Origin of the sequence: Undibacterium sp. Ji22W, assembly GCF_049340305.1 — a bacterium.
In the GTDB taxonomy this organism is placed as follows: domain Bacteria; phylum Pseudomonadota; class Gammaproteobacteria; order Burkholderiales; family Burkholderiaceae_D; genus Undibacterium.
In genome coordinates this window covers 1,141,069-1,164,942 of sequence record NZ_JBMPOU010000002.1, presented here as the reverse complement: position 1 = coordinate 1,164,942, position 23,874 = coordinate 1,141,069, and the positions used below count along the sequence as shown (strand labels likewise).

General features: G+C 48.3%; 24 protein-coding genes. 13 read left to right on the top strand and 11 right to left on the bottom strand.

The window, feature by feature from the left end; translation table 11 throughout:
• Positions 1-31 precede the first annotated feature (31 nt).
• The 3 genes from ACO0KW_RS11780 (at position 32) to ACO0KW_RS11770 (ending at position 1,202) form a co-directional block, all read left to right on the top strand.
• Positions 32-415 carry a hypothetical protein gene (locus ACO0KW_RS11780; protein WP_423053266.1) on the top strand — a complete coding sequence of 128 codons (384 nt, stop codon included), beginning with the start codon at positions 32-34 and terminating at the stop codon, positions 413-415.
• Positions 416-496: 81 nt separating this feature from the next.
• On the top strand, positions 497-712 hold the full coding sequence (locus ACO0KW_RS11775) for a DUF4287 domain-containing protein (protein ID WP_423053265.1): 216 nt from the start codon (positions 497-499) through the stop codon (positions 710-712).
• Between the two features lie 10 nt (positions 713-722).
• Complete coding sequence (locus ACO0KW_RS11770; protein ID WP_423053264.1) at positions 723-1,202, top strand: hypothetical protein; 480 nt, start codon at positions 723-725, stop codon at positions 1,200-1,202.
• Between the two features lie 229 nt (positions 1,203-1,431).
• Here the strand turns inward: ACO0KW_RS11770 and ACO0KW_RS11765 are convergent, their stop codons facing one another.
• Positions 1,432-1,707 (bottom strand): TfoX/Sxy family DNA transformation protein, encoded by a 276-nt coding sequence (locus ACO0KW_RS11765; protein WP_423053263.1) that lies wholly within the window; start codon positions 1,705-1,707, stop codon positions 1,432-1,434.
• A 210-nt stretch (positions 1,708-1,917) separates the two neighbouring features.
• Positions 1,918-3,861, bottom strand: coding sequence for a Xaa-Pro dipeptidyl-peptidase (locus ACO0KW_RS11760; protein WP_423053262.1), 1,944 nt, complete (start codon positions 3,859-3,861; stop codon positions 1,918-1,920).
• Between the two features lie 255 nt (positions 3,862-4,116).
• Here ACO0KW_RS11760 and ACO0KW_RS11755 point away from each other — a divergent pair, with 255 nt between their 5' ends.
• Entirely contained in the window at positions 4,117-6,390 is a 2,274-nt protein-coding gene (locus ACO0KW_RS11755; protein ID WP_423053261.1) for an NHL repeat-containing protein, read from the top strand.
• Between the two features lie 356 nt (positions 6,391-6,746).
• Entirely contained in the window at positions 6,747-7,502 is a 756-nt protein-coding gene (locus tag ACO0KW_RS11750; RefSeq protein ID WP_423053260.1) for a class I SAM-dependent methyltransferase, read from the top strand.
• 106 nt (positions 7,503-7,608) lie between these two features.
• Here the strand turns inward: ACO0KW_RS11750 and ACO0KW_RS11745 are convergent, their stop codons facing one another.
• Complete coding sequence (locus ACO0KW_RS11745) at positions 7,609-8,508, bottom strand: LysR family transcriptional regulator (protein ID WP_423053259.1); 900 nt, start codon at positions 8,506-8,508, stop codon at positions 7,609-7,611.
• A 173-nt stretch (positions 8,509-8,681) separates the two neighbouring features.
• Between ACO0KW_RS11745 and ACO0KW_RS11740 the strand changes: the two genes are divergently transcribed.
• From ACO0KW_RS11740 to ACO0KW_RS11730, 3 genes are all read left to right on the top strand, one after another.
• Positions 8,682-9,218, top strand: a complete 537-nt coding sequence (locus tag ACO0KW_RS11740; RefSeq protein ID WP_423053258.1) for a carboxymuconolactone decarboxylase family protein — start codon at positions 8,682-8,684, stop codon at positions 9,216-9,218.
• Positions 9,219-9,309: 91 nt separating this feature from the next.
• The gene (locus ACO0KW_RS11735; RefSeq protein ID WP_423053257.1) at positions 9,310-9,813 is read left to right on the top strand and encodes a YHS domain-containing (seleno)protein; all 504 of its coding nucleotides are present in this window, start codon (positions 9,310-9,312) and stop codon (positions 9,811-9,813) included.
• 43 nt (positions 9,814-9,856) lie between these two features.
• Complete coding sequence (locus tag ACO0KW_RS11730; protein ID WP_423053256.1) at positions 9,857-10,312, top strand: DoxX family protein; 456 nt, start codon at positions 9,857-9,859, stop codon at positions 10,310-10,312.
• Positions 10,313-10,412: 100 nt separating this feature from the next.
• Here the strand turns inward: ACO0KW_RS11730 and ACO0KW_RS11725 are convergent, their stop codons facing one another.
• Together ACO0KW_RS11725 and ACO0KW_RS11720 are read right to left on the bottom strand one after the other, a co-directional pair.
• Positions 10,413-10,589 carry a hypothetical protein gene (locus tag ACO0KW_RS11725; protein WP_423053255.1) on the bottom strand — a complete coding sequence of 59 codons (177 nt, stop codon included), beginning with the start codon at positions 10,587-10,589 and terminating at the stop codon, positions 10,413-10,415.
• Positions 10,590-10,702: 113 nt separating this feature from the next.
• Positions 10,703-11,116, bottom strand: coding sequence for a glutaredoxin family protein (locus ACO0KW_RS11720; protein ID WP_423053254.1), 414 nt, complete (start codon positions 11,114-11,116; stop codon positions 10,703-10,705).
• Positions 11,117-11,495: 379 nt separating this feature from the next.
• On the opposite strand from ACO0KW_RS11720, the gene ACO0KW_RS11715 reads away from it, so the two are divergent.
• Positions 11,496-13,109: a 2Fe-2S iron-sulfur cluster-binding protein gene (locus tag ACO0KW_RS11715; RefSeq protein WP_423053253.1), complete on the top strand. Its 1,614-nt coding sequence runs from the start codon at positions 11,496-11,498 to the stop codon at positions 13,107-13,109.
• A 595-nt stretch (positions 13,110-13,704) separates the two neighbouring features.
• Here ACO0KW_RS11715 and ACO0KW_RS11710 read toward each other — a convergent pair.
• The gene (locus ACO0KW_RS11710; RefSeq protein WP_423053252.1) at positions 13,705-15,405 is read right to left on the bottom strand and encodes an alkaline phosphatase D family protein; all 1,701 of its coding nucleotides are present in this window, start codon (positions 15,403-15,405) and stop codon (positions 13,705-13,707) included.
• 291 nt (positions 15,406-15,696) lie between these two features.
• Between ACO0KW_RS11710 and ACO0KW_RS11705 the strand changes: the two genes are divergently transcribed.
• The 3 genes from ACO0KW_RS11705 to ACO0KW_RS11695 are packed head-to-tail and all read left to right on the top strand — an operon-like array spanning position 15,697 to position 17,945.
• Complete coding sequence (locus tag ACO0KW_RS11705) at positions 15,697-16,731, top strand: M14 family zinc carboxypeptidase (protein WP_423053251.1); 1,035 nt, start codon at positions 15,697-15,699, stop codon at positions 16,729-16,731.
• 10 nt (positions 16,732-16,741) lie between these two features.
• Positions 16,742-17,503 carry an alpha/beta fold hydrolase gene (locus ACO0KW_RS11700; RefSeq protein WP_423053250.1) on the top strand — a complete coding sequence of 254 codons (762 nt, stop codon included), beginning with the start codon at positions 16,742-16,744 and terminating at the stop codon, positions 17,501-17,503.
• 31 nt (positions 17,504-17,534) lie between these two features.
• Positions 17,535-17,945: a DUF1801 domain-containing protein gene (locus ACO0KW_RS11695; RefSeq protein WP_423053249.1), complete on the top strand. Its 411-nt coding sequence runs from the start codon at positions 17,535-17,537 to the stop codon at positions 17,943-17,945.
• A gap of 108 nt (positions 17,946-18,053) precedes the next feature.
• Here ACO0KW_RS11695 and ACO0KW_RS11690 read toward each other — a convergent pair whose 3' ends face one another.
• The gene (locus ACO0KW_RS11690; protein WP_423053248.1) at positions 18,054-18,326 is read right to left on the bottom strand and encodes a hypothetical protein; all 273 of its coding nucleotides are present in this window, start codon (positions 18,324-18,326) and stop codon (positions 18,054-18,056) included.
• A gap of 127 nt (positions 18,327-18,453) precedes the next feature.
• Positions 18,454-19,233: a DUF4349 domain-containing protein gene (locus ACO0KW_RS11685; protein ID WP_423053247.1), complete on the bottom strand. Its 780-nt coding sequence runs from the start codon at positions 19,231-19,233 to the stop codon at positions 18,454-18,456.
• 310 nt (positions 19,234-19,543) lie between these two features.
• On the opposite strand from ACO0KW_RS11685, the gene ACO0KW_RS11680 reads away from it, so the two are divergent.
• The gene (locus ACO0KW_RS11680; protein WP_423053246.1) at positions 19,544-21,286 is read left to right on the top strand and encodes a hypothetical protein; all 1,743 of its coding nucleotides are present in this window, start codon (positions 19,544-19,546) and stop codon (positions 21,284-21,286) included.
• A gap of 14 nt (positions 21,287-21,300) precedes the next feature.
• Here the strand turns inward: ACO0KW_RS11680 and ACO0KW_RS11675 are convergent, their stop codons facing one another.
• The 3 genes from ACO0KW_RS11675 to ACO0KW_RS11665 all read right to left on the bottom strand — a co-directional run bounded on the left by ACO0KW_RS11675 (position 21,301) and on the right by ACO0KW_RS11665 (position 23,872).
• On the bottom strand, positions 21,301-21,858 hold the full coding sequence (locus ACO0KW_RS11675) for a GNAT family N-acetyltransferase (protein WP_423053245.1): 558 nt from the start codon (positions 21,856-21,858) through the stop codon (positions 21,301-21,303).
• Between the two features lie 176 nt (positions 21,859-22,034).
• Positions 22,035-22,469 carry a hypothetical protein gene (locus tag ACO0KW_RS11670; RefSeq protein ID WP_423053244.1) on the bottom strand — a complete coding sequence of 145 codons (435 nt, stop codon included), beginning with the start codon at positions 22,467-22,469 and terminating at the stop codon, positions 22,035-22,037.
• A 155-nt stretch (positions 22,470-22,624) separates the two neighbouring features.
• Positions 22,625-23,872 (bottom strand): DUF1501 domain-containing protein, encoded by a 1,248-nt coding sequence (locus ACO0KW_RS11665; RefSeq protein WP_423053469.1) that lies wholly within the window; start codon positions 23,870-23,872, stop codon positions 22,625-22,627.
• Positions 23,873-23,874: the final 2 nt, after the last annotated feature.

Here is a 23,874-nt window from a genome sequence, read left to right as displayed (position 1 = left end):
GGCGTTAAGAATTCTCGCTAGGTAAATTTAAATGCGTAAATTACTTTTAATACTTTGTTTTCTTTTTTCGGGCTGTGTCTCTAATTCAAACAACCCAATCGCAACCTTTAGTGTGGTCGGAGAAAGGTATGAATTAACTCTTAGTGGCAAACGAGAAAATATGGCTCATGACCCAATTTCATTGATGTTTCGCGGAACTTCACCGGTATCAGAAACCTTAATACTACCTAGAATATCAGGTGAAGTTCTTGGAAATGAAATACCAGTAAAAAGTGGCTCCTACAACTATTTAGGTAAAGTCACTTTTAAAGACAATCAAATGTTGGTTGAGCTTTACTATGATAACAATGACGATAAGATACAACAGCCTACTCAGTGGAATGGAAAATATTTAGTGCAGGAACTTAAAAAGTAATTCATATCAAGTCGTAGCGTCCGACCTACATGTCTTATACCTGCCCCCGACATAAACATCTCTAACCCAACGGAGCACATCATGCCAACTGAACCAAAAGTGAAAGGCCCAGCGTCGTACTTCCCATCGATCGAAAAGAAGTACGGACAGCCCATCGATCATTGGTTGGGGCTCGTCGAAAAACTTCAGGACATGAAACACATGGAAATGGTTGCATGGCTCAAGTCTGAACACGGATTGGGCCACGGTCATGCAAACGCTATCGTTGCCCACGTTCTCGCTAGTAAGTCGAAATGAAGCAACTACTATGCGCAAATTCCTTCTATTCTTTATCGCGAATGTCACACTGACACTCGCTGTTTTTGCTCAAGGTTCCTCTGAGAGAATTCTCAGCAAAAACAATATTGCGGTGCTTGAAACCGAATCTGCCAAGTCACTTGCCGATATTTTCTCTTTCGATTTCAACATCCCAAAGCATGTCAAAATCTCTTCGTGTTCCGAAGTCGACATCGAAGAGATCTTATCGACACTTCCAGCGCACATAAAGTCGACCAGACCAGACATTTACAAAAAACTGGGCACTACGCGCCTACAACTTGTGGCAATCACCATCAATGGCGAGCGATTTGCACTCGTCAGTGGCTTTGCGGAAATACTCACTAGAGATTCTGATTCGTGGCGTCATTCGCCAGTGGTCGTGGAGGATGGAGGTTCATCTTTCTGGCGCGTTCGTTACTCATTCAAAACGAAGAAATTTACAAAACTGTCTACCAATGGAGTTGCATGACCGATTCATGATAATGCGACTTTTTCGGGCTCGAACTGGGCTGGCTACCGCCATGTGACCGGATGCGGCCCACGCTAGCTAGCGCTTGGAAATTAGTGAATTTGCTTGGACTTTGGTAGATACGATTGAGAAGAAATAACGTCTAGCCTCTGCTGCAGCGCGGATTGTACCCGCCCTACATGACGAATGAAAACACAGCTTAGCACCTAGGAGCTTGCTTCAAATCCAGCTAACTTCTATCCAACTCCTCCAATCGCAACAAAATGGCTAGACGCCGCTCTCGTTTGATCTCTTGCCAATGACGATTTTCTTGCGCGCCCATGATCGCGTAGAGCATGTTCAAGCTAGTGGAGGGAAATGTTTGTTTAAGTTGTCGATATAAAAGATAAGGATCTGCTGCGCATAATTTAGCCGCGGTATCGATACCGATTTGCTGCAGCATGGCGCTGGATTTGGGGCCTAATCCAGGCAATTTTTCTAGTGTGCTTGGTTTGGGCGGTTTCATGTTGCAGGGTTTCTCACTTACTGTTCACATGGACGTTTATTATTCAAACCTGAACTGCCTGCGCTTGCTATGCGAGTTTACTACGCTGTCGATCAGCAGGCTGATCGATAGCCTATCTGCGCCCCTAGCCCTCTCCCGCAAGCGAGAGAGGGTTGGTCTACAACATCTCATCTATAGAGATTACACGCCGACGTTTTAGGTCTGACAGAACTAGTTACCCACGCCTTTTTTCAAAGCATCTACCCCACCGACTACCGGCAGTATCAACGAAGTCTGCTTCAAATCAACGCTCAGCTCTGTGCCCGCTTTCGGCCACAAAGTGAAATCCTGATCGCTGGACATAATCATCAACGCCAAGCGCTTACCTGCGGGAATCACTCTGTCCATAGGTTGTAAGTCGAACGTCAGATCCACAAATTTGCCGGGCACTAAAGGCGTGCCGGGTAACTTTGAATCGTAGTTGCCTGGCTTGGTTAATGAACGATAATTTTGCGGGTCTGCCCAGCCACGGGTGACGACACCAACTTGCCCATTCGAGCCGACGACTTTGTCATCGAATGGCAAGGTGACCAACCAGACCGATAAATTGGCGGCGGGTTTATTGGCGGCGACGCGGATTTTAATCGTTGGTGTGCCGGACAAATGCAAAGCTTCGCTGAGTTCGGGTGTGGCGTACAGTAAGCGATGTGGTGATTGCTCGGCCTTGACTAAGACGCCGCCTTTGTATTGCACATCGTCGATGAGTTTTTCTGTCTTTGCTTTACTGGACGATTGCAAACTCAGCATGCCAGCGCTATTGCCGCCTGCAGCCAAGTACAAATTCACAGCACTAGCTTCGGGATTTGGATAGTCCAGATACGGGGTTGGTGGAGTACCGCGTTCAGCACCTTCGCGGACGATCATGGCACGCGCATCGCGTTCTACGCCGTTATCGATTCCGTACAGATAATGTGAGAACCAGCGATTACGCATTTCTAGCGGTGGTGTGCCGCCACCGTGACCACCTTGATGCAAGTAGAGTTGCGTTGCAACGCCCTGCTTTTTAAGTGCGTCATAGATACGGATCGTATGTTCAGGCACGACGTTCCAGTCTTGCTGACCATGTGCGAGTAACGTCGCTGCTTTCACACCTTTGATCTTGGTTAGTAAATCGCGCTCTGCCCAAAAGTCATTGTAGTCACCATGTTTGCGATCAAACTTGGCGGGATACAAGCCATCGCGTATGGTGGCGTTGCAATAGTCGCGTTTCTCTGGCGCACCGCTATAAATAAAGTCATACAATTGATCGATGTCTTCACCCAGATAACCACCCGGATGACGCACTAAGCCATTGCTTCGGTAGTAGTGATAGTAAGAAGTGTTAGGTGCAATCGGAATGATCGCTTCTAGGCCTGCGACACCCGTAGTGGCGGCAGCGAGTGGGATCGTGCCGTTGTAAGAGGTACCTGTCATGCCGACTTTGCCGGTCGCCCAAGTGGCTTGCACTTCGACATTGCCATCGAGGGAGGTATAGCCCTTAGCGCGACCATTCAACCAATCAATCACCGCTTTTGGAGCCAGCTCTTCTGGTGCGCCGCCAACGGTGGGGCAGCCTTGTGATAAACCAGTCCCTGGTGCTTCAGAATGCACGACGGCAAAGCCACGTGGCAGCCAGGTATCGATTTCAGTTTTGGAAATTTCTGGGCGTACTGGGATGAATTTCGCTTGTTCATTCACCGGGCGTGGCGGCGATGCTTCGCCAAGTTCATGTTTGACGTCCCACATCTTTTGATTCTTCATGGTGCCCGCGAAATACGGTGAAGATTCATACACCACCGCGACTTTCAAGCCTTCGGTGTCGGTTTGTACAGGACGCGTAACAGCAACATGCACGCGATCTTTTTTGCCATCACCATCGCTATCGAATTCTGTTTCTACCCACAACTCTTGCTTAATCCATTTAGCTTTATCTTGGAAGCCAGGCACGATTTGCGCTTGGCCGTTAAAGAAAATCGGCACTGATTTCTCAGAGGTTTTCTCAGGACTCATGGTGGAATTTTGCGCGAAAGCAAACCCGCTAAAGGCGGCGGCTAAGGCCAATGCCAGCAAACGTGGTTGAGCAAAGGCTAATGTGTTGGCGGGGAGCTTGGTAAGTACACGGTGCATTTTTTTCATAGTAATTGTCCGAGAGGGATGAACTTAACGATGGCGGCATGCGCTGCAAGCAGCGGAAAAGCTAAGACAGTGATTATGCCAAGAAGTTTAATTTAAATATATCTATAGTTTTGTTTCGCCCCAGCCTGCGTAGATTTGTGCGATTCTGATGCGGAATCTGGCACAGTTGTCATCAAACTAAACACGAACAAGGCTTGCAAGTTGCGCCGAACTTGTTATGCTGCGCGTCCCTTCTATCGTTTTTTTCACTCACTCATGCAACGTCGTTCTGTTCTGATACTGTCTACTGCCCTGATCGTTTCCGGTTTATCATTTTCTGCGTATTGGTGGTTGCAACCTGAAGCAACGCGCCCTGCTATCCCGCTGTTGAAAAAAAAGCCTTTGGCGACCAATTTTGATTGGGAAGCGGAAGTATCCTTGTTCACAGATAGCGCGTACTTTGAAGCCCCCAGTGCGACGACTATCCTGCCCGACCCCGCGTTCAGCGATCCGTTTGGTATCGCCATCGATCGGCAAGGCAATCTCTACCTTGCCGATGCGGGCGAGCATAACCGCATCTTAAAAATCAATAAAGCAGGTGTTGCCACCGTCTTTGCGGGTGGTGAAGAAGGTTACCTAGATAATGCGCAAAACAATGACCAAAAAGACGGAAACGTCACCGCTGCCAAATTCAATACGCCGTCTGGCTTAGCCATCGATCAAAAAGGCAATCTTTACGTTGCCGATACCGGCAATCATGTGATCCGTAAAATTGACCCAAATGGCAAAGTCTCTACCCTTGCTGGAAACGGTCAGGCGGGATATCGCGACGGCGCAGCTACACAGGCGCAATTTAATGCCCCTATCGGCGTAGCCGTCGGCAAAGATGGCAAAGTGTATGTCGCTGATGCTTACAACGACAAGATCCGTGTGATTCTGCCGGATGGTCAGGTGCAAACCATCGCGGGCGGCAATCAGCCTGGTTTTCTCGATGGTGCTAGCAACGCGGCCTTATTTGATACACCGAGTAGCGTGGTCGTGAACAGTCTGGGGGAACTCTTTGTTGCCGATACTCGCAATAACGCCGTCCGTAAAATCGACATCAATGGTCAAGTCAGTACCTTGATCGCTAGCGATCCCAAAGATTTTGATGCCTTACTGCGTCGTCCAGTCGGACTGACGATCACGCATGATGATTACCTGTATGTCGGTGAGCTGTCGCACGGCAGAATTATGCAAATCGCGCCTGATGGCAAAAGTCGTGGTTTGACGGGTGTGGACATCGACATCATTCCTGGCGACGATACTAGTCCGCGTATGAGCAATCCGGTCGCACTCGCGGTCAACGCGCAAGGTAATCTAATCGTCAGTGACAACGCCAAAAACATTCTGCACCAGATCAAACACAAAGGCGTACGTGATACCGAAGTACAAACACCAAGACCAGTCAGACTGGTCGAAGCAGTTGCCCCTATTCTTCAGCCATCACTCTGGCCTTTGCTGCCGCAAGATAAAGCGCATGAAGTGGTCGGTACGATCGGCGAGGTGCGCGGCAACTACGATGGTGAAAGTCGCGACCATTTCCATCGTGGCGTTGATATGCAAGCGGCGATGGGTGATGCTGTCGTTGTAATCAAGGAAGAAAAAGTCAGCTCGCCTGTACCAGCTTGGGGCGCCACCACAATCAATGAAGGTATGCGCGTGAACAAGCTATCGTATATCCACATGAAAGTCGGACGTAACTTAAAGGAAGCGCCGCTAGATCCGCAAAAATTCCAATTCGTCAAAGACGCGCAAGGCAAATTGCAGCAAGTGCGCATACGGCGTGGCACGCGCTTCCATGTCGGCGAAACCATAGGCACGGTCAATAGCATGTACCACGTGCATTTGAACTATGCACCACAAGGTGATGTGATCAATCCCTTGGCGTTGAATTTTATGGGATTTCAGGACAGTGTTGCGCCGCAGATCACGCGCATCGATATCGCCGATAAAGATGGCAAAATTTTAGGCAAACCAGCGGCTCAGCCGAAGCCGATTACAGCAGCGAAAAATTCTAAGACGAACAAGGGAAAAAAGAAAACCGCAGAGCCAATACCGCAGGTTGCCACCACAAGTGGTTCACTGAAACTGGCGCGTAGCCTGGGACAAGTCAGCATCATCGTGGATGCTTTTGATCAAGCGGATGGCAATATGGCTCGACGCCGGTTAGGTTTATACGAACTCGGTTATCAAATTCTGCAAGCCGATGGCACGCCCTTGGCGGGATTTGAGAAGCCGAAAATGACGATACGTTTCAATCATCTGCCTGCCGATGAAGAAGCGGTCAAAGTAGCGTATGCCGAAAATAGTGGCATCACCGTGCATGGCAATGCCGCGACCAAATTCCTCTACAACATCACGAATGAAATCCATGATGGCCACGCGATTATCAATTTTTGGAATATCAAAGATCTGGCATCAGGCGACTATCTGATACGCATCACTGCCAAAGATTTTGCTGGTAATCTGGCGGTAGGTAAGACCGAGTTAAAAGTGAAAATTGAATAGCTTGAACTAGCGTGGAATCACCGCCGCCTTAAATAATCTGTGCATTGATAAGCTACGACCAAGCCCAAACAGCAGCAAGAAAACAGCCGCGCCAACCATGAGCCGTCAAAGTGGACGAATCGGCATATTGGTGCCACGGGCATTCTACGCACCTTAATCTAACTGTGCTAAGGTACTTATGTTCCTAAATATTCCAGTTTATTCAAGAGCCAACATTGTCATGGAACGTAACATTTGAAGACAACTGTTAAGCCGCAACAATTCGATCTTGCGGCCGAAAATAAGTCGTAGTCAGTTGTGACTTATCAACATAAGTTAACAATTTCTATTCACATAAAAATATAGATGGAGACAACATGAAAAAAACAGTTCTGCAATGTTTCATCGCGCTCAGTCTTGCCAGCTTCGGCAATATCGCAACAGCACAAATCGACTTGAACCAAGCACATCGTACGAGTGCTGATAAAGTGCGTGATGTCACCAGCAAGCCCCTCGAAACAATTGCCTTAATGCCGATCAAAGAAGGCATGACGGTGTTGGATCTTTTGGGTGGCAATGGCTATTTCAGCGAACTCCTGTCGCAACAAGTGGGTGCCACAGGTAAAGTCCTATTACACAATAATAAGGCTTACATGCCTTTCGTCGGCAAAGATCTAGAAGCGCGCTTGGCCGATGGCTCGTTGAAAAATGTGGTGCGCTATGACCGCGAAGTGGATCAATTAGGTCTGGCAGAAAATAGTCTGGATGCGGTGTTTTTCGTGATGGGCTATCACGACATGTATCACGTCGGACCGGGTTGGAAAATTGATGACAAAGATTTGATGGGCCAAATCAAGAAAGCCCTCAAACCTAACGGCATGATGCTAGTGATCGACCATTCTGCACCACTCGGCAGCAAACTTGCGCAGACCCAAGACAATCATCGCATTGATGAAGAATTTGTGAAGACCTCACTCACAGGTTTTGGTTTTGAAATCGTGAAGCAGAGTGACTTGTTACGTAATCCTGCTGATCCCAGAACCAATCTGGTTTTTGAACCAAGCGTGCGCGGTAAAACGGATCGCTTTGTGTATGTGGTGAAAAATGTGAAAACGAGCAGCACCGGTTATTAACAGTAACCCATCCCAACCTTCCCCTTGAAGGGGAAGGGGCCGAAATCAATTTGCAGCGCGGTCAAGAAAATTATTCCAGGCAGCAGTGGGAGCTAGGACAAGGTTTTCAACGCAATGCCGAATGCGCGCGCAAAGCCTGCGCCATAAAATCAACAAAGCTACGTACCTTAGCTGAGCCGTCCCGCCCTTCTCTGTGCACTATATGAATAGGCAGCGGTGCTGATTCATATTCGCTCAATACCGTCTTCAATGTGCCCTGTTCCAATTCGCGTGCCACTTGATAGGACAAGAGGCGTGTAATACCGGCTCCCTTTAGCACGGCAGCAATGGCACCATCATTGCTGGTGACAGTCAGGCGCGGTTTGATACGAATCGCAGCCGCGTGATCGCTGTCGCCAAATTTCCATTCGACTGAAGGACTCACGCCCGCAGCGGCTACGATATGATGCTGCTTCAAATTGTCGGGTGTCTGTGGTATCCCATGCTGCGCCAAATAGTCTGGTGAGGCGCACAAAACGCGCCGCACTTGCCCCACTCGTAGCGCACGCATGCTGGAATCGGGCAGCGCGCCGATACGCACACCGACATCGACGCCCTCTTCCATCATATTCACAACACGGTCTAAAAACATGGCCGACACATCGACCGCCGGATAGCGCTGCAAGAATTCCACAATGTGTGGCATGACAAATATTTTGCCAAACAGAACCGGTGCGGTCACAGTCAAATGGCCGCGAGGATCAGCATTAATCCCTGCTGCTGCTTCATCGGCTTCCTGCACCTTGACGAGAATCTGCCGAGCATCATCCAAATAGCGCTGTCCGGCATCAGTCGGTCTGACAAAGCGGGTCGTACGATTGAGTAATTTCACTCCCAGACTCTCTTCCAATGCTGCGACCGCACGTGTGACTGCAGGTGGCGACATGCCCAGACGGCGCGCCCCAGCAGCAAAGCTTTCTTCCTCAGCCACGGCGACATAGACCGCAATTTGATGAAACCTATCCATATGCTTGCCTCCCCACAATTATTCCGAATATTGAAATAATCAATTGTAATCCATGAGTATTCTTCATTTCAATGAGTATAGGCACAATGCATGCATTCGCTGAACACCAACCAGAATACAGGATCGAAGCGATGCAAAACAAATCGACATTCACTTATTGAAAAGGAAATACCATGAGTCGCATTAATCTCGTCACCAATGAAACAGCCACTCAAGAACAACAAGCTTTATTCGATGCGATCCAATCGCAATTGGGCGTAGTGCCTAATTTCTTGAAAATCTTTGCGAACTCACCTGTTGCTTTGAAATCTTTCCTCGGCTTATACGGTGTAGCGAACGAAGGTAGCTTGGAACCTTTAACACGTGAACGTATTGCCCTCGCTTTAGCGCAGCAAAGTTCCTGCGAATACTGCCTGTCAGCGCACACTGCTTTGGGCAAAAAAGCGGGCTTGAGCAACGACGAAATCACAGCAAACCGCGCAGGCAGCAGCCAAGATGCAAAAGCCGCTATCGCTGTGAAATTGGCGCGTTCCTTAGCAGAACACAAAGGTGAAATCACCACCGCAGAATTGATTGAAGCCCGCAATGCCGGTTTCACTGATGGCGATATCGTCGAAATCATTACTCACGTAGGCATGAATTTGCTGACCAATATTTTGGGCAAAGCCAGCCGCGTCGAAATCGATTTTCCAAAAATCGCTTTAGCGTAATCGTCCTAGGCTCATTGAAGATTTTTCATTGAGCCCAACGAACCAAAACATTTAACCACTCCTCCATTTCATGGATTAAAAAGGATACGCCATGTTTCACTCAACTTTACGTCACACCATTTTGGTTTCCACTCTGTTGGCGGCATTTGCTGTTTCCGTTGGCACGCCGCTGACAGCGCAAGCACAGGATCAAAACTCCACCGCTGCAGTCAATCTTGATACACAAGGCGTAGCTTTGCACGGCTACGATCCAGTCGCTTACTTCACGTTAAAGACACCGACTTTAGGTAAAGCAGCTTACACACAGTCTTTTGAAGGTGCGACTTACCGCTTTGCGTCGAAAGAAAATTTGAAAAAATTTAAAGCTCATCCAGCGCAATACGCACCCCAGTTCGGCGGTTTCTGCGCCATGGGCGTGGTCTTGGAAAAGAAGCTCGACGGTGATCCACAAGCTTGGCGCGTGGTCGATGGAAAACTGTATTTGAATGTCAACAAAGACATCCAGAAGAAATGGTTAGAAGACGTTCCAGGTCATATCGTCAAAGCAGGACAAGCTTGGCCTGAGATCAAAAACAAAGCGCCGAAAGATTTGTAATCTGATCCGCATTTTGATCTGAACAAGTGAGCAAAGTTTCAGTATGCTAAAACCGATTTTACACTTACAACAGCGCCTACAAATCTTGCGTCCATTGGCAGATCTGCTAATGCGACTGTATGTCGGCAAGATCTTCTTCATGTCGGGTTTAAGCAAGTTACGCGATTGGGAAATGACCGTTTCCTTGTTTACCGACGAATATCATGTCCCGCTTTTGTCGCCGGAGATCGCCGCCTATTTGGCGACAGGGGCTGAGCTCGCTTTGCCCATCTTATTGGTGCTTGGCATGTTCAAACAGTTCGCTGCTTTTGGTCTCTTGTTAGTCAACATTTTGGCAGTGGTTGCCTACTACAGCGTATTACAAGACATGCCCGCTGCGCTCCACGATCATGTCGAATGGGGCTTGATGCTGCTGTTGATCGCTTGCTCGCCAGCAAATCTATTTCAAGTCGACCATTACTGGGAGAGAATTTGGGCGCGTAATCCTCGTGCTGTTTGACGAACACACTCGACCGGATCGCCGGCAGGTCATGAATAATCCGACTCTGTCGGAAAAAATGACCTGCTGACTTAGGTCAATACATCCTAGTAAGCTAGGCTTATGCTGGCCAAGTCGCCATACAGATAGTCATACATTCTTTGTATTCTGGCGATCCTTTTGGTGCTTCCCATGAGCATTCTTTATTACAGAAATAGTATGGCGGTGGATAGGCAAAAGCAGCACTGCAAGTCGCGGCCAAGATGAAAGCACTCAGTCTTAAAACAATTTTCTTCATGTGAATCTCCAAATGTAAAGAGGCGAATAATGAAACTAGTATGCGTCGCCTTTCCGCAAACCCTTTGTTACGAATACGAGGTGAGAATCTTCTACGCACTATCGGCAGTGAACCTAAGAGGGAGAATGGCGCGGGAGCAGCTTTAACGCGGCGTCAAACTGGTCGGGATGAAAGCCGCGGATTTTTCTGTTACCGATCAAGACGACCGGTACCGATTCGATGCCGATCTGCGCCAATTTTTCTTGTTTGATTGCGGTGTTTGTGACATCGACGTCGGAAAACGCGATGCGATTTTGCTGAAAATATTCACGGGTTTTTGCACAGAATGTGCAGGTTGCGCTGCCATAAACGACAACGCGAGTTTGTTTATCCGGAAAGAACTCAGCGTAGTTTCCCTCCACATAGCCGGGTTTCAACCACTTGTCTAATCGAGGTGCGACGTAGCCTATGGATAGTCCGAAACCAATGATGAATAGATATGGCAGGGCTGACTTAGCATTCATTTTTTTCGCATTGATTCTTTTCATCGAGAACTTTCCAAGGTTGTTCCGCTGCCATTCATTACTTGTGATTTTTAACGCGGCGATAGCTCGCAGGTGGCTGCACAAAGTAGAACGAACTGTGCCATCTGCTTTCACAAGCGACAATCAAAATGGGATAGAAGTAGATAGATTTGTGATGAAAAAATCTAGTAGGGATGACATGGCATATTAATGAGATGAAACCGCCTATTAGGAATTTTCACCACCATCATCTGTGATCTAAGAAACCGCACGGCAACGAATCTAGTCGTCTCCCGCGATAATCAATTGCTTTCAGTGGTGATTCTCTTAAACATGGCCAATCGATACACTGCATTCTCAAGATACACCCGAGTTCAAAATCCCAATCCTTTTGGAGAACAACATGCCACGTGCATTCGCCGCCATTAATTTCACGCCTAGCGTCAAAGCTGCGCAAACCCGTTACCACAGCCGTGAGGCGAATATGGGCTTTGAGCTGGCGGACGACACGCGCAGTGATCTGACACTACGTGAAGCGGAATTCATCGAAGCACGTGACAGCTTTTACCAAGCGACCGTGAACGAAGACGGTTGGCCATACGTACAGCATCGTGGTGGACCAATTGGTTTTCTCAAAGTCTTGGACAAAAACACCATAGGTTTCGCCGACTTTAGCGGCAATCGCCAATATCTGAGTGTGGGCAATTTACAAGCGAATGAACGCATCGCCATGATCTTGATGGACTATCGCGAACAAAGACGCATCAAGATTTGGGGTCGCGTCAAAATCGTCCACGAACATGAAGCACCCGAACTCATCGCCCGCTTAGAAATGCCAGCCTATCGCGCTCGCATTGAGCGCGCTTTCATCATCACAGTCGAGGCGTGGGACTGGAATTGTCCGCAACACATCACGCCGCGTTATACCGACGAGGACATCGAACAATTGCTGGCACCCATGCAGGCAGAAATCGCCAAGCTCAAGCAAATACAAAAGTCTAACGACATTGCGAAAACAGCCAACACGCCGAACACGGCGACCGTGCCTGCTGCTGGTCTTGGCAACGGCCCCTTGAGTCTGGTCGTGAGCGGTATCCGCCAATTGACACCAACAATTCGCGCGATTGAATTGCGTGATCCACAAGGCGCTGATTTACCCAAGGTCGAGGCTGGGGCACATCTTAAGCTTCCCGTCATCTTAAGCAACGGGCAGGCAGCGGTACGTCATTACTCGATCGCCTCCAATCCAGCGCGGCGCGACATTTACGAAATCGCCGTGCTACGCGAAGATCAGGGCGAAGGCGGCTCAGCCTTTGTGCATCAACACTATCAATTGGGAAGCCTGCTGCTTTGCGAACTACCAAAGAATGATTTCCGTTTATCAAGCACCGCCCGACCTGCTCTCTTAATCGCGGGCGGGATCGGTATCACCGCGATTAAACCCATGGCGCAAAACTTAGCGGCAAGCGGCAAAACGTTCGAGATGCACTATGCGGCCGCATCGCAAGGCGAAATGGCCTTTGGTGATCGCCTACGCCGCGACTTGGGCACGCGATTGCATTGCTATTTTTCGGATCAAGGACAACGTCTGGCCATCGACGAATTACTACGAAAGACCAACAAAGGCAGTGACATCTATGTGTGCGGCCCGAGTCGCCTGATTGATGCGGTCATAAAGGCAGCGAGTCGCTATGGCTTTGCTGAGGATCAAGTTCATTACGAACATTTTTCCGCGACAAAAACGACAGACAATCGTCGCTTCGATGTCGTACTCAAACGCTCGAATAAAGTTATTCCGATTCAAGCCAATCAAACCGTGCTGCAAGCATTAAACGACGCGGGGATTGATACGCTCTCCGATTGCGGCGTCGGTAATTGTGGCACCTGTGCGGTCAAAGTGCTGGACGGTGAAGTCGAGCATAGAGACCATGCGCTCAACGCCAAGCAACGACAAAATAATTTGATGTGCGTATGTGTCTCCCGAGCCCATACCGCCTCGATTACCTTAGATCTTTAAGCCAACCCGACACTACATCCGGAACAACACCAGACCACCATCAAGCTGCTTTCGTCTGAAATATAGATTTGGTTTGGTGACTCCAGCGATCATCATGACGATGAAATTCGTTGGAAATTGTTTGAGCACGTAGTCGACTAAGACGAGGTGGCCGCCCCAGGTTCTAGTTAAACCAGGATGAAGTCTCGCTTCCCTGCAATATCGGCAAATAAGGCCTCGCGATTAAGTGCTAGTGATAGTGCTAGTGATAGCGCTAGTGATACAAATACCCCCCAATTCAAACGTCTGCTATTGAGGTACATCAGGCTTTTACGCCGCTGGACTCCCGCTTCATAAGAATGACTCAACTTGAAACAAGGGTGCAACTCAAGGACTCTATCCCTCGATCCGTATTTTTTGATGAGTTTGGATAGGATAAATTGCTCGCACGACGAACAAACATTCGTGCTAAACCACGCAAGCATTGCGCAGGTTTAGCACTCAGTTTTTCGCTCACGTGTCTGAAAATCTCCCAACCGAACAAAAAGCAACTACCGACAAAAAAACCTCTCTCGCACGATATTGCTTTGATTTTCTCAATACGTATCGCTTAACATCAGATTGGCAACAACTTACGATTTGCCTTACCAGGTAAAACTTTCAAACTTTTCCCATTCAACATGGTATAAGTTTTTGATTTCACCGTACTCACATAACGCCACTCAGCACGTGTTTCCGTTGGAGTTGCAGTGACGATCATAAAGCCACGACTCTTGGTGTCGGCATAGACCAAGGGTTCAATGATTTGTTCCAAACCTGCTGCGACTTTAGCAGGGTCTTCCTTGGCAAAGATCTCCTCAAAGCCTGGCGATGTCACCGAGGTCACGCCGAACTCAACACCTATCGCATTGCCACCCATATCATTGAGATCACTCGCCCACGTATTGTGGGTATCCCCAGCTAGCGCAATGAAGTTTTTATCCAAAGCCTTGGCAGTAGCAAATAGCGTTTCACGCGCAACGACGTAACCATCCCAAGCATCAAGGTTATATGGAATCGCTGGCTGCGCCAATATCGCTTTTTCAGTCGCAGTCAATGTAGCTGGTGCTAACTGGGCTTTACCAAGGAGCGCGGTGTAATCAGAAAAATTAATTTTACCCAAGACCAAAGGCGCAGGAATATTCATTCTCGCCATCAGTACTTGTTGGCCCAGAATTTGCCAGACCGCACTCGATTTGGTGAATTGAGATTGCAACCAATTTGTCTGTTCAGCCCCCATCAATTGACGTGCAGGATTACCCATATCAGTGCCAAATTTGACGGCATCGAAGTTTCCACTTGCATCAATATAATTGGTGTAGGAAAGTTGTTTATCACGGCCAATCAAACGTGTATCCAACATGTGCAATGAGGCCAAATTGCCAAAATCAAATGAGCGATAGATGCGATCATTTTTGCTGGCATCTGGCAAACGGATAGGCATCCATTCGTTATAGGCTTGCAGTGCCGCGGCGCGGCGGGCGCTAAACGGTCCTTCCGTCGCTGGATCGTGATTTTCTGCACCACCGATCCAAGTATCATTCGCAAACTCATGATCGTCCCACACCGTAATAAAGGGTAGTTTGGCATGCACGGCTTGCAGATCACTATCAGCGCGATAAATCGCATAACGGCTGCGATAATCAGTCAAAGTAATAATTTCCGTTTTAGGTTCGACTAGTCGATTCAGACTGGCAGCATCCTGGGAAGCGTAACCATCGCGTGGATATTCATAGATATAATCGCCAAGATGGATCACTGCATCGATATCCGCGAGTTTCGCAACCTCTGCATACACATGAAAGTAACCTGCTGGGTAATTTGAGCAAGTAACAACCGCCAATTTCACTTGCTGCACATTGCCAACGGGCAGCGTCTTGGTACGACCCACTGGGGAAATGCGGCTATCAAAATTGAACCGATAAAAATAGACCGTGTTCGGACTCAAACCCGTGACATCCACCTTCACCGTGAAATCGCGACCTGCATTTGTCACGACATTACCGGACTTCACGATTTTAGAAAATTGATCATCGCTGGCAACTTGCCACGTTATTTCAAAATCTCTGCCATCATAGTTAAGCGAAGGTGTGACCCGGGTCCAGATAATAACGCGATCACTCAACGGATCGCCACTGGCAATACCGTGTTCAAAACTAGCGTAGACAGGCGCAATCCCAGCGCCACCGCAAGCAGTCAGCGCGAGGGTAGTGGAAGCTGCCGCAGTGGAAGCCGCAAATTGGCGAATGAATTGGCGGCGAGTATGTTGAATTTTCATAGAGAGTTCCTGAGTGAAGAAGCTCTTAATACTATGAATTGATTATTACTTATTAATGACCTTTGTTAGAGGGAACGCTCCAATCCTTGCCAGACCTGTTCCGCTTGTTGCGAGGTTTGTTGCGAGCCATGACTGCGCTTGAATGCTACGTTAGCGCAGTGGTGAAAATGCCTCTTACGCCCACATAGTTTCGGTGGCTTCTTGCTTTCGCAGGATGACTGCACTAGCATGCTTGACTTAGGTTAACTTTTAGTCCTCTGTCTTGCATGTTTCTGAAAGTCTGCATCAAATATGCCTGCACTCCCAGAATTACTAGAACTTGAACGTCTGATACACATCGGGAAAAACCATCTCGAGGTCAACATCGCGTGCGAAGTGCAAGTCAAACATAAACGATTTCCTGTCTATCAATTAGCACTCGGCAATCCCGATCCGGATCTACCCGCGATCGGTTTTTTTGGGGGTATTCATGGCTTAGAGCGGATTGGCACCCAAGTATTACTCAGTTATTTGCGTGGTTTGCTATCGCAGCTAGCATGGGATAAAAGTCTCCAGCAACTCTTGCAGCATGTGCGCTTGGTGTTTATGCCATTGGTCAACCCTGGCGGCATGTGGAAATCCACCCGCGCCAATCCGAATGGGGTCGACCTGATGCGCAATGCGCCTATCGAAGCCCATGGCAAAGTGCCTTTTCTGCTGGGTGGTCACCGGATAAGTCCCCACTTGCCGTGGTATCGAGGCACCAGTGGTGACGACATGGAAATTGAAAATCAGGCACTCTGTAGTGTGGTTAAAAAAGAACTCTTACATCGTAAATTTAGTATGGCCATCGATTGTCATTCCGGTTTTGGCCTGGTCGATAGAGTCTGGTTTCCGCATGCGCATAGTCAACATCCGATTCCCCATTTAGCGGATATTTTACGGCTTGAAGAACTGTTTCAAGAAACACATCCACATCACCGTTACCTGTTCGAGCCACAAAGCCTGCAATACAAAACCCACGGCGATATCTGGGACTATCTCTATCTACAGCATCAAGCGCTAGCCTCGACGCCTTCTTCGACGACAGTCGCCAATACTTTTCTACCATTAACTTTAGAAATGGGTTCATGGCTATGGGTGAAAAAAAATCCTCGACAATTATTCTCACGTCACGGTATGTTCAATCCAACTGCAGAACATCGCTTGCATCGGGTATTGCGGCGTCATGCGTCTTGGTTAGATTTCCTCGTAAGGGCGAGTTGTGGCTATCAGAATTGGCTAAGTACGGGCCCCCAGCGCTGTCGTCTACAAGAGCGAGCCGTCGCGCGCTGGTATCGCGGATGAGGCTAGCACAATGACGACCTGGGTTTTATTACGTGGCTTAATGCGCGAATCGCGCCACTGGGGCACTTTCCCTCACCAGTTACAAAAAGTGGCGGGAGATGCGAATATTATTTGCATTGATTTTCCTGGCAACGGCGTGCTTTGCGAACAATCCAGCCTAGCGACGATTCCTGAAATGGCCGAATATTGTCGTCAACAATTGTTGGCAAAATCCCTTGCTCCACCTTACCATGTGATGGCAATTTCACTTGGTGCTATGGTGGCGGTGGCGTGGGCCGAACGCTATCCCAACGATCTTAATTCAATGGTTTTGATCAATACCAGTCTAGCGCCTCACAATCCATTTTATCAACGCCTACGTCCACAAAACTATCCACGTTTATTGCGTACCTTAATATTTGGAAACACCCACCACCGTGAAGCGCTGGTTTTCCAGCTCACCAGCCAGATGCACGACCCAATAAGCGCCCGTGCAATCGTTGATGAATGGATACACTATGCACGTGAGTGCCCGATCAAACGTCGCAATATTCTGCGCCAGTTACGGGCGGCATCGCAATTTCAAGCACCCGAACAGGCCCCGAAGACACCGACCTTACTATTGGCCAGCCAGCTCGACCAACTAGTTGACGTCCATTGTTCGCAGACCCTTGCTGAAAAATGGCAAGCAGAAATAAAAATACATGACCATGCCGGACATGATTTACCTTTAGACGACAGTGCATGGGTCATCAAGGCAATACAAGAATGGCGTCACGAGATTCTTGTATAAAGTCACGAATCAACACCAAGACGGCAAGGCGATGAGCAAAATCAAACACCAGACAAGCAATGACACCAGTGCAGCGGTGGATGTTTTTATGCTGAACTTGGCGCACCCACACAAAGAAGTGATCGCTTCTTTACGTGATCTATTCTTGTCATTGTCGGATCAAGTTGCGGAAGGTATCAAATGGAATGCGCCCAGCTTTCGTACCCAGGAATATTTTGCCACGATCAATCTGCGCGAAAAACAGGGCGTGGGTATCATTTTGCATTTGGGGGCGAAGCTAAAGTCACTCCCAGAAGCGGGGCTGCAAATTGACGACCCCCATTCTCTCTGTCGATGGCTCGCACCAGACCGTGCCAGTGTGGTACTGACGGGAATGGATGATTTAAGCGATAAACAGGCAGCTTTAAAGAAAGTACTGCAGCAATGGATTTTGATTGATTGACGATTATTGATGCGCTCAATAAGACGATGATTTTGCTTCGATCAGAACGTGCGGGGAGACTTGATTATGGCTCGACTAAGGCTCAACTAAGGCTCAACTAAGACTCAACTAAGGCTTGCCCAAGCGTTGACCAAGCGCAAAGCCAAGCGCCAAGATCAACAAACTGGGCAAAGCGAATAGTAATAGAGCGCCCCACAAATAGGTCAACTTTTCATCCCCCGCGTGCGCTGACACCAACAAGGCAAAGACGAGCAGTAACAACAATGCCAATCCACCCCATCCAAGCTGGCTTTTTTTGTACTTGCTACGAGCACGCGATCCCAAGTACAAACCGGTACCAAATACGATCGCGAAATAAACCAACATTAATAGAATCGTCATCGCTTTGTCACCGGTTTGTTGAACGCCAATTATTGCTACGACAAGTAAGTATTTTATGAATAGGCAATGTTGATGCTCTAGTGAATATTCCGACGGACATCATCAAAGCAAATAGCCTATCTAAATTCTATCCGCGCGGTGTGCGTCGACGCCAAACTTTTCGAATACCCCAAACAAGCAGCGCTAACATCAAAAGCCAAGGCACCAAATAGGCACATGCCGTAATGGTCATGGAAACGCCTTGCGACAAATTAAGCCCGAAATCGGAAATAGCCAGACGCACGGGTTTCCAGAAACCGCCTTGCCCCTGTGCGGTGATAGTCACCGTCAATAATTCTGTCTCGACTCTTTGCATCAGATGAGCTTTCTTAGCTTCCATCTCTTCCAACTCACTTTGCACCTGCGCCAACTCGCGATTTACTTTAATCAAAGCGTCGACATCATTGCTGGCACGTAAGCGCAGTGCCTCCAGTTTGCCGCGATAATCCAACAGCATCGCCAGTTTCTTCGCACTATCTTCAATCGGTGCAGCCAAATCTTCCGCCGTGGTCGATTGATCGACAACCGCCCCTTGCTGACGCAAAGCTGACATCAATTGTTGAATACCTTCGGGTTTTGCACGAAATTTAATCGTCGCAAAAACGGAGCGACCGCTATTCAATTTCGATTCCATTACTGTACAGGGCGAGGCAGGAGTATCACGACAGGCGGCGATCATGGCGGCGAATACGCCTGCGACCTTGTGCTCCTCAGTTTCTAGGTAAATTATGCGCTGGTAGGCCAGATAGCGCGCTGTTTGACTTGCTGACTTCGGCGTGAGTCCTGATGACATATCTGCTGCTAATTCCGGTTTTGAACAAGCGACGATCGCCAACACCATGCAAAGCAAACTTAAGTAACGTTTCATCTGAACTACCCTCATTGGTATCAATCAAAATAGATTTGGTCGAAGATCCTAACACACAGAAAAGCTATTTTTATGCTTAGGTTAAAAACAATGATTGACGGCGCTTGTGCGGGTTTAACGGCGATCTGACTTACTGAACCCTCAGGAGAATGAATATACGATGAAACAAATCAAACACCTGCCATTGAAAAAAGTCTTGGGTGGGGAACTTCGAATCAGGTATTCTTAAAGTCTAGTGCTTAACGGCTCATTGAGCATGTCAAACACGGCATCAGTTCACCCTCGTTTCAAAGTCACTACGCTATCCATCATGAATGCAACTACCGCGACACGCAAACAAAGAAGTCAATTGATCGAAGTGAATTTTCAAATGCAGGTCGTGCTTGATCTTGCGCAAACTGACCAATGGTTGACCAGTTTCCTCGATGTTGAGGCCTCTGAATTGCATGAAATGATTAGCCGCATCGCCGCTTCAGAATCGCGCCATGACTTCGCCTCGCGATCATGGTTAGCGCGAATTGTGCTGTGCGCGCAGCAACTGCTACAGCTTTGTCGTCTGCCAGTTTTTGATTCACCGATGATTATTCAACATGCGCACATTGATCCTGACAACCGAAAATCGAAGTCCTTGGTGGCGTTACCGTTAATTGAACATATACCGATCAAGCTCTACCAAATGAGTATCTCGGCGGCGATAGAGACGTGTAACAAATTTGCCAAGACGGAATTCAACGATGAGAATGCCGGATTGATTTTTGGTCGACTCCGGGAATCGTTTATCACGCCATTGCACGCGCAATTGAAAGTCGGCAAATCGACGATGCCTGTTCTACGCAAGGCTTATGAGCGTGATATCCCGTTTATGCATTTGAGCACCGGCATTTATCAACTAGGTTGGGGAAGTCGCTCTCGGCGACTTGATCGTAGTAGCACCGATCAAGATTCGGCTATTGGTGCTCGCTTGTCGCACAGTAAAACAGCAATCGCGCAAATATTGTTTTCTGCCGGTCTACCCGCTGCCAAGCACATAAAAATACAGCGTCAACAAGAACTTGCCGACGCCTGTCGTCAGCTCGATTGGCCGTTAGTGATCAAACCAAATGATAGAGAAGGTGGTGTAGGTGTTAGCGTCAACATCAACGATGAAGCGAGTGCCTTACGCGCTTTTGAAGTAGCACAGCAACAGTCAAAAAGTGGCGAAATTCTGGTAGAAAAACAAGTCAACGGCGTTTGCCATCGTCTCTTTATTTTGGGCGATCAACTCCTGTATGCCGTGAAACGCTGGCCTATTTCTATCAAAGGCGACGGCGTAAAGACAGTACAAGAATTAATCGAACAAGCACGGATGGATCAACAGAATAATCCTGTCTGGAATTCGCCGCCGTTTCCCACACTTGATGCGATTGCACTGGAATGTGTATATAAGGCGGGGTATCAGCCGGACTCTATTGTGGTATTGAATTGTGTCGTTCCCTTGCGCCCTATCGAGTCGACAGAATGGGGCGGCATAGATGAAGACGTGAGTCTTCGCATTCATCCCGAGAATAGGCGAATTGCGATCTTGGCAGCGCGTCTATTCGGATTACAGGTAGCGGGAGTCGATATTATTTCCGACGACATTACCCAGCCTTGGTATACCAATCATGCGATTCTCAATGAAATTAATTACTCCCCACTACTCGGTGGCGGCGAAATTTCATTGCGGCATCTCGATACTTACTTTGACTTTCTATTGAAAGATGAAGGGCGTATTCCGATTTGCATTTTTGTCGGTGATCTGAGTGCCCAAAAAGCAGCGCAAGAATGCTGGCAACAATATGTGTCGCAAGGAGCCCATGCTTACCTGACGGATGCCGAACAGACACGTGATTCTGCTGGCAATCTCGTACATATGCCTCTGCATTCGGGCTACGAACGCGCCATGGCGCTGTGCCACAATCCCATGGTAGACGCTATCGTGATGGTGTTGAGCCGACGTGCATATCGAGGTGAATATGAGGAGGCGCAGGTTCCGCTGGGGCCATCGGTTTCGGTAAATTTTATCGACGACTAAACTGGAGTGCGAACTTATTCTGCGAATGACAAACGCTTCAACAACACATAATCACGTTCAATAATATCGCCGAATTGGTAGTCCATCCATCCCACGTGTTGAAAACCCACTTTTTGGTAATATGCCAAGGCACGTGCATTATGTTCCCACATGCCTAGCCACAAATAGTCAGCACCGAAAGTCAGCGCTGCTTTCTCAGCTTCTGCTAACAAGGGTTGTGCGACCCCTTTGCCATGCCATTCTCGCTTGACGTAGTAACGATACAAGGCGACCGCATTTTCCGCATCAATTGATTCGGGCGCTGGTTTTTTTACGACTTGGGCGAAACCTATCAAATCTTGATCTTGATACGCCAAAATCACGGCGTAATCAGGATTGGCAATTTCTGCCGTTTGCTGGTCTAGTCCAAAATTTTGAGCACAATGTACGCGGATTTGCTCGGGCTCATTTTGCTCTGAATAGGTTTCGATGAAGGTCTGTTCAGCCAGAGCGGCCAGGGCGACGGCGTCAGCGCTAGTAGCGCGACGGAACTGCAGTGACAACTGTGGTGTTAGTGTTATAGAGGAAGACATAGGCAGATAGCTTTAAAAAGCACGGCAAAAAATCACAGTGACGAATGAATCATGCTTGCTATCTTACTGGATTCTCTGCCTTACATCTATGGCGCTCAGACCCACTATCGAAAAGCCGACGCTGACATCTGCAGGATGATGAGTCAGCCTATCGATTGCTTGTTGACGACAAGGGCTTATTTCTTAGTCGCCGTTTTTTTTGCTGGCTTCGCGCAATGCATTTTAGGATTCAGAGGACCAAATACTTTATGGGTCCCCGCAAAACCGCCAATTTGTACGATGTAAATTTGCTTTTGATCTGCACTCACGTACAAGGAATGACGATAACCATCACGAATGCGGCCAACATCATTGAGCTGATACAAATGTCCGGGGCCGCTCAAGTCTGGAACCGGATTCGCTAATGGCAAATCATGTTCTAATCCGACGGCACTGACGCAGGGCTTAAACACTTTTACCAGGGGATGTTGATCTGCCACTTCTAATGGCAGGGAAGTTTGGGCGGATGCAGACAAAGCGATAGGTCCTAAAGTCGTTAATGCAATCATGCTTAAGCCGCTCGCTAAGTGTTGAATAGTTCGCTGCAACATCCTCTGCTTCATACGCTTCATATGCTTCCCATGTTGAAAATAGAAAAATTGCACTATTCAACAACATAACAGTTCGCATCGACAGCGGCAAGTCAATTGTCGAACCCAACTTGTAAAGCGCAGCCTACGAAAGTTGCCAGCTACCAATGTTGTTTGCGCACTGGCAGCAAGGTCCACTACAACAAACCCAAATCCATCCCTGGTACACCAGTAAATATACTATCGACTTGCTTTGCATTTAAGCCATACGCACGGGCGAAAAGGCCGCCGAAAACACTACGATATTCGTTTAGGACGGGGTAATCCCGATTCTGAAATAAGCTGGTAGGCGTCAGGGCAATTTGTTCGCCCACCACTCGGCCACCTTTTACACCGCCACCCAATACCCAATACGCGCTTCCATGACCGTGATCGGTACCACGCTTACCATTTTCGCGGAAGGTACGGCCAAATTCACTGATCACGACGACTGTGGTGTTCTTCCACATACTGCCCATTTCTGCTTTATATGCAGCTAAGCCGCGGCCTAATTCTTCCAATTTATTCGCTAATGCACCGGTCGCAGCGCCTTGATTGACGTGCGTATCCCAGCCACCGATATCAATAAAACCTAAGGCATACTTGTCGCGCATCATTTTGCCTATGCGCCTCGCTTCTAGCTCAAAGCCTTTGCTGGAAATCGCATCACGGTTACCGTCGTTATTCGCACCTGCATTCGCACCTGCACTCGCACCCATAGTCGGATTCATAGATTGTCGAGCGGCGTCTTCCGCCTTCATATTTTGTACCACTTCACCCCGCACCGCGAAGCCGTTTTCTACCTGCGACTCAAGTTTGGTATTGCCATACATCTGCGCAATAATTTTGCTTTGTCTTTCGTCCAAACTATTCTTGCCTGCTTTGAGCAAGCCCACATTCGCGACCTTGGTGTCGCCACGCATAATGATAGGTAATTGGTCGGTAAAGGACATCGCGCTGCCAGCATTTAGCTGTGCAGCCAGACGATTCAAGAAACCCGATTGAAAATTACGGCTACCACCCAGATCTTGTCCCATTTCTATACTATCCTGCGTCTCAAAATGACTACGCGATAGATCGTGAGTACCAGCGAATGGAATAAAGGCCGCCTCGCCCGCCTGAAACAGTGGATAAATTGTGTCGCGCAGCGCCGGATGCAAGCCCCAATCTGCATTCAACGCCAACGCCGCATGTGGATCACTGCCCGGTTTGGCAATCGCAATATTCGGACGGGACTCATAATAGAAACTACTAGAGGTAGGAATCACCACATTGCTGGCATCGTAAGCACCGCGCAGAAATACCAGCAAAAAACGCTGCTGGGCAGCAGGGGCTGCAAATAATTGTGTGCTAAACGATGTAGCCGACAATGCAGCGAAAGTCTTGAGTAAGGTGCGACGGTTCATCA

What these genes read in the sequence shown, in the direction of transcription:
- ACO0KW_RS11780 (WP_423053266.1), top strand. Translation starts at nt 32, where the DNA reads ATGCGTAAATTACTTTTAATACTTTGTTTTCTTTTTTCGGGCTGTGTC.
- ACO0KW_RS11775 (WP_423053265.1), top strand. Translation starts at nt 497, where the DNA reads ATGCCAACTGAACCAAAAGTGAAAGGCCCAGCGTCGTACTTCCCATCG.
- ACO0KW_RS11770 (WP_423053264.1), top strand. Translation starts at nt 723, where the DNA reads ATGCGCAAATTCCTTCTATTCTTTATCGCGAATGTCACACTGACACTC.
- ACO0KW_RS11765 (WP_423053263.1), bottom strand. Translation starts at nt 1,707, where the DNA reads ATGAAACCGCCCAAACCAAGCACACTAGAAAAATTGCCTGGATTAGGC.
- ACO0KW_RS11760 (WP_423053262.1), bottom strand. Translation starts at nt 3,861, where the DNA reads ATGAAAAAAATGCACCGTGTACTTACCAAGCTCCCCGCCAACACATTA.
- ACO0KW_RS11755 (WP_423053261.1), top strand. Translation starts at nt 4,117, where the DNA reads ATGCAACGTCGTTCTGTTCTGATACTGTCTACTGCCCTGATCGTTTCC.
- ACO0KW_RS11750 (WP_423053260.1), top strand. Translation starts at nt 6,747, where the DNA reads ATGAAAAAAACAGTTCTGCAATGTTTCATCGCGCTCAGTCTTGCCAGC.
- ACO0KW_RS11745 (WP_423053259.1), bottom strand. Translation starts at nt 8,508, where the DNA reads ATGGATAGGTTTCATCAAATTGCGGTCTATGTCGCCGTGGCTGAGGAA.
- ACO0KW_RS11740 (WP_423053258.1), top strand. Translation starts at nt 8,682, where the DNA reads ATGAGTCGCATTAATCTCGTCACCAATGAAACAGCCACTCAAGAACAA.
- ACO0KW_RS11735 (WP_423053257.1), top strand. Translation starts at nt 9,310, where the DNA reads ATGTTTCACTCAACTTTACGTCACACCATTTTGGTTTCCACTCTGTTG.
- ACO0KW_RS11730 (WP_423053256.1), top strand. Translation starts at nt 9,857, where the DNA reads ATGCTAAAACCGATTTTACACTTACAACAGCGCCTACAAATCTTGCGT.
- ACO0KW_RS11725 (WP_423053255.1), bottom strand. Translation starts at nt 10,589, where the DNA reads ATGAAGAAAATTGTTTTAAGACTGAGTGCTTTCATCTTGGCCGCGACT.
- ACO0KW_RS11720 (WP_423053254.1), bottom strand. Translation starts at nt 11,116, where the DNA reads ATGAAAAGAATCAATGCGAAAAAAATGAATGCTAAGTCAGCCCTGCCA.
- ACO0KW_RS11715 (WP_423053253.1), top strand. Translation starts at nt 11,496, where the DNA reads ATGCCACGTGCATTCGCCGCCATTAATTTCACGCCTAGCGTCAAAGCT.
- ACO0KW_RS11710 (WP_423053252.1), bottom strand. Translation starts at nt 15,405, where the DNA reads ATGAAAATTCAACATACTCGCCGCCAATTCATTCGCCAATTTGCGGCT.
- ACO0KW_RS11705 (WP_423053251.1), top strand. Translation starts at nt 15,697, where the DNA reads ATGCCTGCACTCCCAGAATTACTAGAACTTGAACGTCTGATACACATC.
- ACO0KW_RS11700 (WP_423053250.1), top strand. Translation starts at nt 16,742, where the DNA reads ATGACGACCTGGGTTTTATTACGTGGCTTAATGCGCGAATCGCGCCAC.
- ACO0KW_RS11695 (WP_423053249.1), top strand. Translation starts at nt 17,535, where the DNA reads ATGAGCAAAATCAAACACCAGACAAGCAATGACACCAGTGCAGCGGTG.
- ACO0KW_RS11690 (WP_423053248.1), bottom strand. Translation starts at nt 18,326, where the DNA reads ATGACGATTCTATTAATGTTGGTTTATTTCGCGATCGTATTTGGTACC.
- ACO0KW_RS11685 (WP_423053247.1), bottom strand. Translation starts at nt 19,233, where the DNA reads ATGAAACGTTACTTAAGTTTGCTTTGCATGGTGTTGGCGATCGTCGCT.
- ACO0KW_RS11680 (WP_423053246.1), top strand. Translation starts at nt 19,544, where the DNA reads ATGAATGCAACTACCGCGACACGCAAACAAAGAAGTCAATTGATCGAA.
- ACO0KW_RS11675 (WP_423053245.1), bottom strand. Translation starts at nt 21,858, where the DNA reads ATGTCTTCCTCTATAACACTAACACCACAGTTGTCACTGCAGTTCCGT.
- ACO0KW_RS11670 (WP_423053244.1), bottom strand. Translation starts at nt 22,469, where the DNA reads ATGAAGCGTATGAAGCAGAGGATGTTGCAGCGAACTATTCAACACTTA.
- ACO0KW_RS11665 (WP_423053469.1), bottom strand. Translation starts at nt 23,872, where the DNA reads ATGAACCGTCGCACCTTACTCAAGACTTTCGCTGCATTGTCGGCTACA.